The sequence below is a fragment of the Colwellia sp. KS18-150 genome (genome assembly GCF_057551365.1).
In genome coordinates this window covers 193,490-208,187 of record NZ_BAAJMC010000005.1, presented here as the reverse complement: position 1 = coordinate 208,187, position 14,698 = coordinate 193,490, and the positions used below count along the sequence as shown (strand labels likewise).

Here is a 14,698-nt window from a genome sequence, read left to right as displayed (position 1 = left end):
AAAAAAGCCCTTAGTTTTAGCTAAGGGCTTTTACATTCAATAGATTATTCTACTGGACTACCTCAGGGTTTGTCACAGTAATCGCTTGTCCATTAGATAAGAAGAAACCAGCAACTTGACCTTGCATCTCTTGCGTAGATGCTGCTGTATTATCTGGTGCTTCAGGTTTCGCACTTGGGTCTAAGATAGAGCTATGATGACCATATACGAAACGAACAGCTCCTGAGCCAGCCGCATCAGCACTTACACTAGGTAAACCTAATAACGTAATAGCACCTTCAGTTCCACCAAATGGTGCAGCAGAAGTTGAATTAGGGATAACTTGATCGCTTAGGTTAGCGCCGCCATCTCCAACAACTTCAATCAAGTGTGTTGGTGTGTTAGTTGCTGCCATCATTGCTGCATAGTTTGCAGGGTCACCAGCGTCAGTAACTGTTTGCGCTGCAAAAGCAAACTCAGCAAATGTGCTTTCTAAACCAGCTTGCTGCTCAGGCGTTAACAGTGCGTAGAAATCTAGATAATACCCGACAAGCTCAGCTTCAGTTGGTGGTACTTCCCCCGGATGAACTTGAGCAACATAGCCTTGGAACTCTTCAGACGCAGCATAAGTTAAACTAGATTTAACAACATTGCCAAATGCGCCAGATTCAAATAAGAAGTTTGCTGCCATTAAACCAGGCATAGCAAGCGAGTTAGTATTAACAGCAAACAGAGGATCTACTTGCGGATCAAGTGCTGTGTTGGTCAAACCAATAAAGTTAATACCAACAATAGCACCTAATGAATGTCCTAAAAAGTGCACTTGAGAAGCATCAACTTTGATAGGGTTACCATCTAAGTCAACTCCACCTAAGAAGTTCAAACCTAAGCGTAAACCTAACAAATCGGATGTAGACTGACGTAAGTTATCACGTGTAGTTAACAAGCTGGCTAAGTTCATATAGTGAGTAGCAGAAACTGTACTAGCATTTATTTCGTCAGTACCGTCACCATTTAAATCAAACCCACGGCTACCACCTGGTAATAACCCACCAAATACATCAGGATCTCCATGCATTGGTTGGTTTATTGCAACTGTTGCAAAACCAAAAGCTGAAAGAATACCTGTTATAGCTAACATATCTTCTTTCTTCGAAGTGATACCGTGTTGTAAAATAATTACCGGCCAACCAGCTGCTGGTTCAACTAAGTCCCCTGCTAAACCAAAGCTAGGACGAACCATGTTAGCGATAGCTACATCAGGAGTAGTCATTTGTACAACCACATCCATAGCTGTATTTTGTTTAGGAATAGGACTGTATTGCGTTAAGTTACGCTCAGTATCAAACTCTTCAAAGCCTGGTGCTGTACTTAAGTCACGTAAGCCTGGCGCTGCCAATCCTGCTGCATCGGCTACAGCTATACAAGTAGCATCGGCAACAGATAAAGGTCCTTCAGGAATAGTTCCACCACTCGCCGCATAAACAGACAAAGTAAGACCAGAATCACATAACCCTTTCCACCAATCATTTACTGGTGCCATAGGATTTTCAGCTGTTGGTATTCCTGAATAATAAGGTAATGAAATACTACCTTGAAAGAAATTAGCACTGCTATAAAGAGGAACAAGTTCAGCTGGAATTTGACCTGCTAAGATGTCAGCAACTGACATACCTGTATCTTGAATACCTATAGTTGGAGTGCCGCCCAATGCAGCTTCAAGCATAGCCGGTACATTGTTCGCCATTAATGCTTTTGTAGTAGCTAAAACATCAACAGTAGATTGAGTCGTTAACGACATAGTATATATTAACGAATCTTTATCGGCACCTGCAGTAACGATAGCATTTTCATAACTATTAATAACCGATTGCAAACCTAATTGAGCTTCAGTAGCAAGTGGGTGAGTAGTAATATCTTGGCGGACAGACTCATAAGTAGATGAGCCCGCAATTGACTTACCGGTATTATCTTTCAAGTTATTGGTCAATGCTAAAATATAAGTAGTTTTACCCTTTAATGGTTTAAGGGGAACAACAGCAATACTATTACCTGAAGCTTGTGCAACGAAATCCTCACCGAAGGTTAGTTCACTCGTTACCACACAATCATCGGCTAGTGTTTTTGGCTCACACTCAAAAATCTTAACTGACGCGGGACTAAAGACAGTATTACCATCAAGGCTTCTATCGGTCGGAAAATCTATATCGAGAACGAAAGGGTTAGTGGTTGACCATCCATCAACTGCACTCATTGCAACTGTAGGATCTGAAAAGTCAGTGGCATCATCGACTGGTAAATTTAAAGTGCCATCTGTTGTTCCAGAAAACAAGAGATCATTTGGTACAGATAATAGTGGTACGTCTGCACCTGGATCAAACACGACTCTTGCTGATGCGATAACAGGTGTGCCGTTTTCAGCGACGTCTTTTTTTACATCTTCAATTGTTTCACTATCACAGCCACTTAAACCCAGCGCACTAATAACAGCAAGACTTAGAACTAACTTTTTCATTTTATCTCCCCAAAGCCTAGTATTTGTTTTATCTTTATTATTCTTTACATTTAGTATTTCAAAACTTGTTTTAAATCTTTTAGCCAAAATCATTAATTTTGAGTAATTACTTTAAATTTCACGAACAAGTAAACGTTAAATTTAACTAGTTAGACCAGTTAAACTTAACGCAACAAATAGCAATGTGCCAGTTGTTTTTGCACTTTAATCAATATTTTTTTCTGATTGTGCTTAAAAACGTCACTATTATGTAAAGATAATGAGTGAAAACACGATAAAAACCTCAATAAAGATAATTTTTACTCGTTATTAAAAAGTCCCAATAGTAGAATACCCTCATCAATTAGCTCAGTAATAAATAATAATGTTTGATTACCCCATTAAAGAAAATGCCTTAGCGAATAAAACTATTTTAGTCACGGGTGCTGGTGCCGGCATCGGTAGAGAAGCAGCACTCACCTACGCAAAGTTAGGTGCTACCGTTATTTTACTTGGCAAAACCGTAAGTAAGCTAGAAAGTGTTTATGATGAAATAATAGCACTTGACCTTCCTGAGCCAGCTATCATCCCTCTGGACTTAAAGGGAGCAACTAAACAAAACTATATTGATATGTCTGCAACTATTGCCAGTCAGTTTGGTAAGCTCGATGGTGCATTACTTAACGCTTCAGTTTTAGGTGAATTAACACCTTTTACTCAAATTCATGAACAAATATTCAATGACGTTCTACAGGTAAATGTCACTTCGCAGTATTTAATTGCACAAGCATTGATCCCAACATTACAAATGGCAGAGCAAGCGTCATTAGTGTTTACTTCTTCAAGTGTCGGTAGTCAAGGAAGAGCATATTGGGGCCCTTACAGCATCTCAAAATTTGCTGTAGAAGGTATGATGCAAGTTATTGCTGATGAGTATGAAAATAGCGGCTTACGAACTAACGCGATAAACCCCGGTGCAACAAACACAAACATGCGCTCTAGTGCTTATCCCGCTGAAGATAAAGGTATACTAGCAACACCAAATGATATTATGCCTTTGTATGTTTATTTAATGTCTAACGATAGTGTTGATGTCAATGGGCAGGTTTTAAAGGCTCAGTAAAAACTAAAGGCGAGATTGTATGTTTCTATTAAGTAAACATAAAATCTCGCCTTTGCATTTCAAATCAAAAAGAAATTATCGTAACTCTCTTCTTAAAATTTTACCTACATTTGTTTTTGGTAACTCTTCCTTAAACTCTACCAATTTCGGCACCTTATAATTGGTTAGATTTTCACGACAATGCTTGATTAATGAAGCTTCATCTAAATCCTCATCTTTAGCTACCACAAATATTTTCACCATTTCACCACTCGCGTCATGAGGAACACCAATGGCAGCAGCTTCTAGTACACCATCGTGCATCATCACTACTTCTTCGATTTCATTTGGAAAAACATTAAAGCCTGACACTATGATCATATCTTTCTTACGATCTACAATACTAAAGTGCCCTTGCTCATCAACACAGGCAACATCACCTGTGGCTAACCAGCCGTCTTTTAAAATTTCATCTGACGCTTCTTGGCGATTGTAATAACCTTTCATCACTTGAGGGCCTTTAACCCACATTTCACCTGGCTCACCTAAAGGTGCTTCACTGCCATCTTCTAGCATAATCTTGATATCTGTAGAGGGAGCAGGAACGCCGATAGTGCCATCGTAACTTTCTTGGTTATAAGGGCTTAAACTGACCATAGGTGAACATTCAGTTAGTCCATAACCTTCAAGTAGCCTTGTACCAGTAATTTGCTGCCACTTTTCAGCAACAGGTCGCTGAACCGCCATGCCACCACCTAGTGACATTTTTAACTTTGAAAAATCTAAATCTTTAAAGCCAGGGGTGTTTAACAAACCATTAAACAAGGTATTAACACCAGTGATTGCGGTAAAATCATATTTGCCTAGCTCTTTAATAAAACCTGGCATATCTCTAGGGTTAGTGATTAATAAATTGGTTCCGCCTAAAGTGATAAACGTTAAGCAGTTAGCCGTTAAAGCAAAGATGTGATAAAGAGGTAAGGCTGTAACAATTAGCTCACTGCCTTCTTGTAATAAAGGTTTTATCGCCGCTTTCGCCTGCTCTAAATTAGCCACCATATTTCGATGAGTTAACATGGCACCTTTTGATAAGCCAGTTGTGCCACCAGTATATTGTAAAAAGGCTAAATCATCTCCACACAACTCAACAGGCGTAAAAGTTAATTGGCTTCCTTTGGCAAGTGCAGCATTAAAACGAATGGCATCAGGCAAATTAAATGCAGGCACCATTTTCTTCACGTATTTAACAACAGCGTTAACCACTTTGCCCTTCACCAAGCCTAAACGGTCACCCAATGATGTCATGATCACATGTTCAACGGGGGTATTAGCAATAACCTTTTCTAACGTTTGTGCAAAGTTTTCAATTATCAGCATGGCTTTAGTGCCAGAATCTTTAAGCTGATGCTCTAATTCACGAGCTGTATATAAAGGGTTGACGTTTACAACGGTTAAACCCGCTAATAAGCCACCAAACAATGCGATAGGATATTGCAAGGTATTAGGTACCATAATGGCGAACTTATCACCTTTTTTTAGCCCTAAATCTTGTTGAAGATAAGCCGCAAATGCCGTTGCTTGCTCAGCAAACTCAGCATAAGTGATTTTTGCTCCCATATTGATAAAAGCAGTTCTGTCACTATATTGGGCCGTATACTTATCAAACATGGCCACTAACGATGGATACTTATCTGGGTTTATCTCGAATGGAACTCCAGGCGGGTAACTTTTTTCTAACCAGATTTTTTCCACAACGCTTTTCCTCAATGGTTTATTTGTCGCTAGCTATAGTGTAGCGCACAGTTTACTTTTTATTCATACTTCATATGTATTGAAGTTTTATAATTCGGCTACTGTTTTATCAAATTTTAACAGATAGTTCCAGATAAATTTAAACGCTTGTTTGAATTATAAACATAATTAGAGTTTTAACTCAATTATTCATTATGTTTCCATAATTATTAATTAAATCCTAGTAAACTGTCGCTAACGTTCAACATTCAGCTAAAAAATGTTTAATTAACTTGACAGTTTTTTCTGGCTGCTCCATATGAACATGATGTCCACCATTTAATTCGTGACTGGTAAAGTTATCAAACAAATGCCCAAAGACCTTAATACCTGAGCTCACCTGCTCCATGCCATTACTGCCATAAATCAGCTGTACAGGGCACTTTATATCACGAATAAACTGTTGAGCTTGAGTTAATGTTAGTCGATAAGGAGAAGTATTTCTTAAACGGGCATCACTTCGCCAACTAAATCCCTCACTTTCTTTTTCCAAGCCACGCTCTACCAATAATTTAGCATGCTCATATTGAAGATCTGAAACATTAACGCGAGCTTTAACTGCTGACTCAATGTTAGGGTGCAACTTTTTCCGGTTTCGTTTATGATTTTTGACGTTATTTTTATAACGGCTCAACATGCCATCACGAAGCTGTTGGGTAGTTTGCTCTGCTTTTGCACTGATAAAACCAATTGAGTCGATTAATGTTAATGACTTTACCTTTTCGGAAAAGGCCGCAGTAAAGGCACTTGCCACCATCCCTCCCATAGAGTGAGCAACAATATCAACCTTTTGCCATTGGTTTAATTCAAAAAGCTGTAAAAGATCATAAACCCAATCAATAAAATGATAATGCGCATCAATACTTTTATGTGTAGATTTTCCGTGTCCCGGCCAATCAATAGCGATAATATGCTTATTGGGTAATTCACTAACCATATAAGGGAACATTGGTGAATAACTCGCGACATTATCAAGCCAACCATGCAAACACAAAACGATATTATCGACATTTTCATTTTGTTTACTGCCTGTCGTCACTCCCTGTATAGACATAGTTTCAAAGTTAAATTTAATTTCATCTTTAATAGTAAACAAAGCTCAATCCTTATTGTTGTTATACCGTTGATTTTCTGGCTGATTTATAGAGGGAATATAAAGCGACCAATGCGAGAGAAAACCAAACTATTACCCAAATTATTTCAGGGATAAAAGTCATAGAAGCTAATGCTGCACCATCACCTAAATGACGTCCATCAAGAAGATAGGAAGGACTTGATAAACTATTTAATAAAATAAGCAAACCAAAAAGCTGCATTAATCGTTGCAAGTAATGCAGCTTTTGTAATTTAAGCGTTAATAAAAATAGTCCGGCTAAAACACCTAAAATAAACCAAGTCAATAAATCTCTTCCCCAAAAAATTATTGAGATGAGTAATAAGATAAAAATAAATACCGAAAAAGCTTTGGCAATATTTTGATGAGCGCTGGCTAACTTATAAATACCCCACCCCCAAAATGTTGCTCCGGCATAACCTGAAAAGCTAATTATAAAAGCAATGCCTCCTTGTGTAGTACAAAGACCTGCACCATTAGCAAAAAGTTGAATACGTAATACCTTTCCGCCAGTCAAAAGTGCGGCAATACCATGGCTAATTTCATGAAAATAGCTTTCTAACCAATTAAACGGAATAGAAACTAAAGGTAGTTGCTTAATAACGACGGCAGCAATAAGAAGAATAAAGAAATGGTATTTTTGCCAAAAACTCAAAGATTTTTGACCTGTATTATCAGAAGAAAAAAAGGACATAGGTACTCAGTTTTTTTGTGGGCGAGCTATTATTGCCTATTAAGCAAAGAGATCAACACCAAACAGTTGTTGAACAGACTCACGTTGCGCTAAGTTATCAATAGCTTGGTAACTGGCAACTGCCGTTTCATTTTTTGCAGAAGGTTGATCTTGACTCGCAGAAGAATAATCATTGGATGTTTGAGCGTTTTGGCTTTGCTGATAGTTAGCCAAGGCTTGTTCATCAATAACTATGCTTGTTTGCGCTTGTTTATTGGCGGATTGCTCTTGCTCTAAATCGGGCTCAACCGGACGCACTGAGCGATTATTCTCAGTGTCTTTATTATTGACATTGGCTTTGGTAATAGAGCCAAATGGAGTTGTGTGCCCAACAGGGCTAGAGATTTGCATCTATTTAATTTAGCAAACATTTAATATTTAGGCAATTACCAGTGATGCAATTACCAATGAAATAACTCACGATTAACGGCCCGGTAATTTCTTCCAAGAAACCGTGTCACGTACATAAACAGGCTGTGCATTTTCAGCAGAAACCCCCTCTCCGTTTTCAAGTGCTGAAATTCCGATAGCTAACATCGCTTCTGCACTAGGGAATAGGACTTCAGGTGTTCCATCATTAATCTTTAATGATGAAAAGGTTTCATTATAAGCATCCCAGCCAGTACCTACGCCATAAAATTTATCGCTTGCTAAGTTAGCTAGACGACTTTTTACCTGCTCAGGTGCGTTTACAGATTCTGCCATGTTATCCACAAGCTCAACCGGCTGCATAATATTATGTTCATCCAGGTTGAAATAGCCATTATATACTTCTCCCATACGGGCATCGATAACAGATAACACACTAGTTTGTTTTGCTGTAGCGTAGGCTAATTGTGCCATTGCTTGTAAGCTTGAAACGCCTACAACAGGCAAGTTTGCTGCAAATGCTAATCCTTGTGCCACACCAACACCAATACGTACACCAGTAAAGCTACCAGGTCCACGGCCAAAAATAAGACCGTCACATTGTGTTAATTTAATGCCCGCCTCTTTTAATACCTCATCAACCATGGGCAGTAATTGTAAACTATGAGATTGCGGACATAAGTCATAACGACTATATACTTTCTCATTAATTTGAAGAGCAACAGAGCAGGCTTCTGTTGAAGCATCAATGGCCAAATAATTCACTTTCTTTACCTTTAAATTTAATATTTATCAAATAAGCATCAATGCTTATTTACAATGTTCTAGTCGTTAATGCTTTTTAAAAAAGTAGCGGCTTTGGTTAAGTCACGACTTCGTTTCATCGCTGGCAAACTCTTCAAGAAGGTTTGTCCATAAGGACGGTTAACTAACCGGTTATCACAAATAACCATCACACCACGATCACTGATGTCTCGAATAAGCCGACCCACTCCTTGCTTTAGCGCAATAACAGCTTGTGGTAGCTGAATTTGTGCAAATGCATCACCACCTTGTCGACGGACATCCTCACAACGAGCTTGTAATAGAGGATCATCAGGTGAGGCAAACGGCAATTTATCAATAATAACACAAGTTAACTTATCCCCTCTCACATCAATACCTTCCCAAAAACTTGCCGTGGCGAGTAAAACAGCATTATCAGTTTCAACAAACTTATCTAATAATACTCTTTTGCCCATTTGCCCTTGTACTAATAACGGGTTATCAATACTGTCAGCAAGAATTTCAGCCACTTGATTCATGACTCTATAACTCGTAAATAACATAAAACAAGCGCCATTACTGGCTGTTATAAGTGGTTGAGCTAATTTTGCTAAATGGGCTGCTCGGTTTTTATCATTAGCTTCGGGTAGGTATCTGGGCACAATTAATTGTGATTGTTGTTGATAATCAAACGGGCTTTCTAACAGCAATTGATTTGCCCCATGCAAGCCAAGGTGTTTAGAGAAATGCTCAAAACTATTATCTACCGCCAGCGTTGCTGAAGTGAAAATCCACCCTGCCCCTGACTCTTTAACATAAGTATTAAACTTATCAGCAACACTTAAAGGGGTTAAATGTAAGACTACGTGACGTGGCGTTGTTTCATACCAAAAACTCATGCCATTGACATCAACATTCGCCATCACATCATATTGTGATAATAGGTTTACTGCTCGCTCAAAACAACTATCTATCGCTTCATTACGAGAAACACACAACTTAATCACTTGATACAAAAAATCTAAATCAACTTTCAAGCGTTGAAATTTAGTTAAAAATTGAGGCTGATGATACTTTTCGCGCCAATTACCTCGCTCAGGATCATAATTAAATAGTAACCGGAACTCTTGACAAGTTTTTTGTAATTTATCAGCTGCTAACCCTAATTGTTTTACATCAGTTAATTTACTTCGATAAACCTGTAGGACATCCGTGCACAAATCGACAAGTTGCCGAGTGGAGAAAGCCTCACCAAAATAGTCACTGGCAATATCACCAATTTGATGTGCTTCATCAAAAATCATCACTTGTGCTTTTGGAATCAGCTCACCAAAGCCTGTATCTTTTAACGCCATATCAGCAAAAAACAAGTGATGATTTACGACAATTAAATCGGCATCAATTGCTTTTTGTCTGGCTCTAACCAGATAGCATTGCTCATAGTCAGGGCAATCTTTGGCTAAACAGTTATCTAGAGTACTCGTGATAAAAGGAAACACGCCTGAATCTTCAGTAACATTCACTAATTCACCAATGTCGCCACTTTGCGTAGTGTTAGCCCAAGTTTTTACTTTCACTAGATCTGTTAGCGTATTCGCATCTAATTGACCACGTGTTTCTTGATATTGTGCCAACCGATATCGACATAAATAATTAGCTCGCCCTTTTAATAAGGCCACCTGTACATTACTGGCAAGCGCTTTTTTAACTAAGGGGATATCTTTATGAAACAGTTGTTCTTGAAGGTTTTTTGTTCCTGTTGAAACGATAATCTTTGTATTGAGCTCATCGCCACTTCCTGAGGAATTAACACTCAAAAAAGCCGGTATTAAATAAGCAAATGTTTTACCTGTACCGGTACCAGCCTCTACAATTAAAGACGATTGGCTTTCTATGGCCGTTGCTACTTCTAGCGCCATATCAGTTTGAGCTTGTCGAGGAGAAAAGCCATCTATAGCATTGGCTAAAGCGCCATTAGTGGAAAATGCTTGAGCAACAGAAGTCATGAGACGGCAATAGTTAAACGGAAAAATTACAAGAAAGGCAGATTATACTGGTTTATTACCAAACTTAAAGATTAAACGTAGATATCTAGATGTTTAATCCCTGTTTTATCACCTGACTCTGCATCGGTGTTTTCACTATCAGTTGACTTCTTGGCCGAAGCTTCCTGCTGATCATTTCCCTCTTGCTCTGATTGAGCCTCATTATCATTTTTTTCTTGAAAATAATGTTCATGATTTTCAAGATGATCTAAATCATCCTTTAATTTACTGGTGCCAGCTTCTTTTAAAAGCGCTTTAACTTTTAAACTTGCTGGTTTAATAGGTACAGGAACAACACGGGTTAATGCAGTGGTAAATATATCCATAAAATATCCAGTTATCATTAATAGTCAAAATGTAATAGGCTCATTGCTATACTTATTTTATCGGGCATTCACGTAAAACCTTTAATAATTGCAAGCAAAGCCTCTACAAGACTTAGAACAGAGTAATAACACTAAGTTCGCACCATATAACAAATCATCATAAAAAATGTTTATTTATTCCTTGCGGCGAATAAGCTTTGACAGTAACCTTAGTTCATATAGAAAATAACACCTTATTATTGAGTTTAACATATTATGACTTTTAACCTGAATAGCCGACATCATCACCACCATATAGACTAGCCCATTCAGGTCTCTACTTTTTATCAGTAGAGAAAACCATGAAGGGCTAAAGGCTTTTCGTGGAGTTGAACTAAAGAAACATATTTATGAACCCCCGAAAGAGCTTTAAATCTTTCGGGGGTTTTTCGCATTTTATGCCCCTGAAAATTGTATATACATATTTTCAATAAAACAGAATTTTAAATTAGGAATCGAACAAGATGACAACATCAGAGCCACGTTTACGCATAGCAATGCAAAAATCAGGACGCCTTAGTGACGACACACAAAAGTTACTTAAAGGTTGTGGACTAAAACTAAATGTAAGCGACCGACGCTTACTTGCACACGTTAAAAACATGCCAATTGATATTATGCGAGTACGTAGTAGTGATATTCCAGGCCTAGTTATGGATGGCGTGTGTGATTTAGGTATTGTTGGTGACAACACCTTGGAAGAAGAAGAATTATCACGCGCACTAATTGGCAGCAAAAACGATTACATTAAAACAACACCACTTAATTTTGGTGGCTGTCGTTTTTCAATTGCTATGCCTGAAGAGTTTGAATACACAGGTTTACAATGCTTAGACGGCTTACGTTTTGCAACCACGTACCCACAATTATTAAATCGTTTTGCAAAAGATAACGGCATTAACGTCGAGTTTTGTTTATTAAAAGGCTCGGTTGAAGTAGCACCAAGAGTAGGTTTAGCTGATGGAATCTGTGACTTAGTATCCACCGGCGCCACGCTTGAAGCCAACGGTTTAAAAGAAGTTGCCGAAGTGTTTCGCTCAAAAGCATCTCTCATTCAACGCTCTGACGCGTTAGGTGAAGAAAAGCAAGCGATTTTAGATACCTTACTTCCTCGTATTAATGGTGTGATGAAAGCCAAAGAAAGTAAGTACATCATGTTACACGCACCAAAAGATAAAATTATCGAAGTCAGTGCATTATTACCGGGTAAAGAAACACCAACGGTTTTACCTCTAGCGGGGCGTGATGATTTAGTGGCTGTGCATGTTGTTGCCACTGAAACCTTCTTCTGGGAAACAATGGAAGAGTTAAAAGCACTGGGTTGTGACTCAATCCTTGTTATGCCGATTGAGAAAATGATGGGCTAATCCGCTTTATAATTGTAGCTTGTGCGGCATTGTCTTCATTGTTCATCGTCATCACTTAGTAAACTAAGCTCAGTCGATTCACAACGTAGACGCTTTGCTCAAGCTTCAATTATTTAACGGATACAAAATTTTAAGTAGTAACTTTGGAATATATATGAACACTCAAATCATCAATTGGCAATCAACTTCTGCACAGCAGAAAATAAATGCGCTTGCCCGTCCTGCAATTGCTGATAACGCCTTATTATCAACACAAGTATCAAATATTTTAGCGCAAGTACAAAAGCAAGGTGACAAAGCACTTTTTTCATTAACTGAACAGTTTGACGGCATTGCATTAGCAAGTTTATCGGTTACAGCTGAACAAGTGGCACAAGCAAAACTGGCGTTAACAGACAAACGTTTAAAAGCTATCAGTACTGCTTATGGTCAAATAAAACGTTTTCACAGTGCTCAAACACCAGAAGATATTTTTGTTGAAACCTGCCCAGGTGTACGTTGCACGCTAAAGACTGAAGCTATTGAAAGCGTAGGTTTATATATTCCAGCCGGAAGCGCGCCATTACCTTCTACCGTGTTAATGTTAGGTGTGCCATCACAGCTTGCCGGCTGTAAACGTACCGTTCTAGTGTGTCCACCTGATAAAAATGGCCAATTAGCTAACGAGATTTTAGTGGCTGCTGATTTATGTGGTATTACCGAGATATATACTATTGGTGGTGCACAAGCCGTTGCGGCACTGGCTTACGGTACAGAAAGTATTCCGGCGGTCAATAAAGTATTTGGCCCAGGTAATCGCTATGTAACTGAAGCTAAAAAGCAATTATCTCAACAAGTTGCTGGCTTTACTATTGATATGCCTGCTGGCCCTTCTGAAGTTCTCGTCTTAGCCGATGCCAAAGCTAACCCAGCGTTTATTGCTGCTGACTTATTATCGCAAGCAGAGCACGGCGCTGATAGCCAAGTCATTTTGCTTACCGAGAGTGAACAATTAATCGAAAACGTAGCGGCTGAATTAGCTAAACAAGTTGCAGTTTTATCACGACGTGAAATTGCTCAGCAAGCATTAAAGCAATCTAGACTCATTTTAACTACAGATATGCAACAAGCAGTTGAGGTATCCAACCTTTACGGTCCTGAACACTTAATAGTTCAAACTGAAGATCCGCAAAGCTTACTCACTGATATTCGTAATGCTGGTTCTATCTTTGTCGGTGCTTACACCCCTGAATCAGCAGGTGATTATGCCAGCGGTACTAACCACGTATTACCCACTTACGGTTATTCAAAAGTGATTTCAAGCTTATCACTAGCAGATTTTTCACGCCGTTATACGGTACAAGAAATCAGTAAAGCAGGTTTAGCTAATCTCGCTGAGTGTATAATTGAATTAACAGATGCTGAAGGGTTAGATGCTCACCAAAGAGCCGTGACTATTCGCTTAGAAGATGACGATTCCACTGAAAAAGGCGCATCAGCATAATGTCTGATGTTATAAATAAACTCGCTCGTGAAGAGCTTATCGACATGGTGCCTTATCAATCTGCACGTCGATTATTTGCTAGTGGTAGCTCAGCACAAGCGAATAGTAAGGTGTGGCTCAACGCCAATGAAGCACCCGGTACAGGCGACTACACGGTTACCAGTGAAAACGTTAATCGCTACCCTGATTTTCAGCCTGATAATTTACTTAACGCCTACAGTGACTACTGCGGTCTTAAGCGTGAGCAAGTATTAGCAACGCGCGGCGCTGATGAAGGCATAGAGCTTATTATCAGAAGTTTTTGTAAAGCTTATCACGACAGTATTTTGATTTGCCCACCTACCTACGGTATGTATGCCATCAGTGCTGAAAACCATGGCGCAGGTATCGTAAAGGTTCCTTTGATAGATTCCTCTGAAGGTATGCAACTTAATATTGACGCTTTAGCCGAGCAAGTGGGTAAAGTGAAAGTGGTATTTTTATGCTCGCCGGGTAACCCTACAGGTAACTTATTAGCCAAAGAGCAGATTATACAAACTATCGAGTTATTTAAAGATCAAGCCATTGTAGTGGTTGATGAAGCTTATATAGAGTTCTCCCCAGAGCAAACCAGCACAACATTATTAGCGCAATATGACAATGTTATTGTACTTAGAACTTTATCTAAAGCCTTTGCTTTAGCAGGTTTACGATGTGGCTTTACCCTAGCGAGTGAAGAGATTATTACCCTACTAAGTAAAGTGATTGCCCCTTACCCTATTTCGGCACCTGTTGCAGAAATTGCTAGTAAAGCACTGACAGAAGATTTATCAGTGATGACAGAGCGCGTTGCACAATGTAATAACATCAAAACTGACTTATCAGCTTGGCTAAATGCACAAAGTTGGTGTAGTGAAGTGTTTGCTAGCGATGCCAATTTTGTATTATTTCGTTGTATAAATAACAGTGAAAAAACACGAATTTTTGAGCTGTTAGTGAGTCAAAATATCTTAATTCGCGATCAATCTAAACAAATGCAACTGGAAAATTGTTTACGCATCAGTATCGGTAGCCAAGCAGAAATTAACCAATTAACACAAGTATTATCATAG

At 38.8% G+C, this 14,698-nt stretch carries 12 protein-coding genes; 4 read left to right on the top strand and 8 right to left on the bottom strand.

Annotated elements, in window-relative coordinates; all coding sequences use genetic code 11:
* Positions 1-49 precede the first annotated feature (49 nt).
* On the bottom strand, positions 50-2,494 hold the full coding sequence (locus AC27IF_RS09690) for a VolA/Pla-1 family phospholipase (RefSeq protein WP_487053982.1): 2,445 nt from the start codon (positions 2,492-2,494) through the stop codon (positions 50-52).
* Between the two features lie 364 nt (positions 2,495-2,858).
* On the opposite strand from AC27IF_RS09690, the gene AC27IF_RS09685 reads away from it, so the two are divergent.
* On the top strand, positions 2,859-3,596 hold the full coding sequence (locus AC27IF_RS09685) for a YciK family oxidoreductase (protein WP_487053981.1): 738 nt from the start codon (positions 2,859-2,861) through the stop codon (positions 3,594-3,596).
* A gap of 75 nt (positions 3,597-3,671) precedes the next feature.
* Here AC27IF_RS09685 and fadD read toward each other — a convergent pair whose 3' ends face one another.
* The 7 genes from fadD to AC27IF_RS09650 form a co-directional block, all read right to left on the bottom strand.
* Positions 3,672-5,327 (bottom strand): long-chain-fatty-acid--CoA ligase FadD, encoded by a 1,656-nt coding sequence (fadD, locus tag AC27IF_RS09680; protein ID WP_487053980.1) that lies wholly within the window; start codon positions 5,325-5,327, stop codon positions 3,672-3,674.
* 241 nt (positions 5,328-5,568) lie between these two features.
* Entirely contained in the window at positions 5,569-6,462 is an 894-nt protein-coding gene (locus AC27IF_RS09675; RefSeq protein ID WP_487053979.1) for an alpha/beta fold hydrolase, read from the bottom strand.
* Between the two features lie 19 nt (positions 6,463-6,481).
* Positions 6,482-7,174 carry a M50 family metallopeptidase gene (locus AC27IF_RS09670; protein ID WP_487053978.1) on the bottom strand — a complete coding sequence of 231 codons (693 nt, stop codon included), beginning with the start codon at positions 7,172-7,174 and terminating at the stop codon, positions 6,482-6,484.
* Positions 7,175-7,213: 39 nt separating this feature from the next.
* Positions 7,214-7,564, bottom strand: a complete 351-nt coding sequence (locus AC27IF_RS09665; protein ID WP_487053976.1) for a hypothetical protein — start codon at positions 7,562-7,564, stop codon at positions 7,214-7,216.
* Between the two features lie 72 nt (positions 7,565-7,636).
* Positions 7,637-8,347, bottom strand: a complete 711-nt coding sequence (gene tsaB / locus AC27IF_RS09660; RefSeq protein WP_487053975.1) for a tRNA (adenosine(37)-N6)-threonylcarbamoyltransferase complex dimerization subunit type 1 TsaB — start codon at positions 8,345-8,347, stop codon at positions 7,637-7,639.
* Between the two features lie 59 nt (positions 8,348-8,406).
* Positions 8,407-10,353, bottom strand: coding sequence for a DNA repair helicase YoaA (gene yoaA / locus AC27IF_RS09655; RefSeq protein ID WP_487053974.1), 1,947 nt, complete (start codon positions 10,351-10,353; stop codon positions 8,407-8,409).
* A 71-nt stretch (positions 10,354-10,424) separates the two neighbouring features.
* A complete protein-coding gene (locus tag AC27IF_RS09650) occupies positions 10,425-10,718 on the bottom strand; it encodes a hypothetical protein (protein ID WP_487053973.1) in 294 nt (97 codons plus the stop codon).
* Between the two features lie 503 nt (positions 10,719-11,221).
* Between AC27IF_RS09650 and hisG the strand changes: the two genes are divergently transcribed.
* The 3 genes from hisG to hisC all read left to right on the top strand — a co-directional run bounded on the left by hisG (position 11,222) and on the right by hisC (position 14,698).
* Positions 11,222-12,124, top strand: coding sequence for an ATP phosphoribosyltransferase (gene hisG, locus AC27IF_RS09645; protein WP_487053972.1), 903 nt, complete (start codon positions 11,222-11,224; stop codon positions 12,122-12,124).
* Between the two features lie 154 nt (positions 12,125-12,278).
* Positions 12,279-13,607 carry a histidinol dehydrogenase gene (gene hisD / locus AC27IF_RS09640; protein ID WP_487053971.1) on the top strand — a complete coding sequence of 443 codons (1,329 nt, stop codon included), beginning with the start codon at positions 12,279-12,281 and terminating at the stop codon, positions 13,605-13,607.
* Positions 13,607-14,698 carry a histidinol-phosphate transaminase gene (gene hisC / locus AC27IF_RS09635; protein WP_487053970.1) on the top strand — a complete coding sequence of 364 codons (1,092 nt, stop codon included), beginning with the start codon at positions 13,607-13,609 and terminating at the stop codon, positions 14,696-14,698. The genes hisD and hisC overlap by 1 nt, the downstream gene beginning before the upstream one ends.

Coding starts and splice junctions, on each gene's coding strand:
- hisC (WP_487053970.1), top strand. CDS start 13,607: ATGTCTGATGTTATAAATAAACTCGCTCGTGAAGAGCTTATCGACATG.
- yoaA (WP_487053974.1), bottom strand. CDS start 10,353: ATGACTTCTGTTGCTCAAGCATTTTCCACTAATGGCGCTTTAGCCAAT.
- AC27IF_RS09665 (WP_487053976.1), bottom strand. CDS start 7,564: ATGCAAATCTCTAGCCCTGTTGGGCACACAACTCCATTTGGCTCTATT.
- AC27IF_RS09685 (WP_487053981.1), top strand. CDS start 2,859: ATGTTTGATTACCCCATTAAAGAAAATGCCTTAGCGAATAAAACTATT.
- hisD (WP_487053971.1), top strand. CDS start 12,279: ATGAACACTCAAATCATCAATTGGCAATCAACTTCTGCACAGCAGAAA.
- hisG (WP_487053972.1), top strand. CDS start 11,222: ATGACAACATCAGAGCCACGTTTACGCATAGCAATGCAAAAATCAGGA.
- AC27IF_RS09670 (WP_487053978.1), bottom strand. CDS start 7,174: ATGTCCTTTTTTTCTTCTGATAATACAGGTCAAAAATCTTTGAGTTTT.
- AC27IF_RS09690 (WP_487053982.1), bottom strand. CDS start 2,494: ATGAAAAAGTTAGTTCTAAGTCTTGCTGTTATTAGTGCGCTGGGTTTA.
- AC27IF_RS09650 (WP_487053973.1), bottom strand. CDS start 10,718: ATGGATATATTTACCACTGCATTAACCCGTGTTGTTCCTGTACCTATT.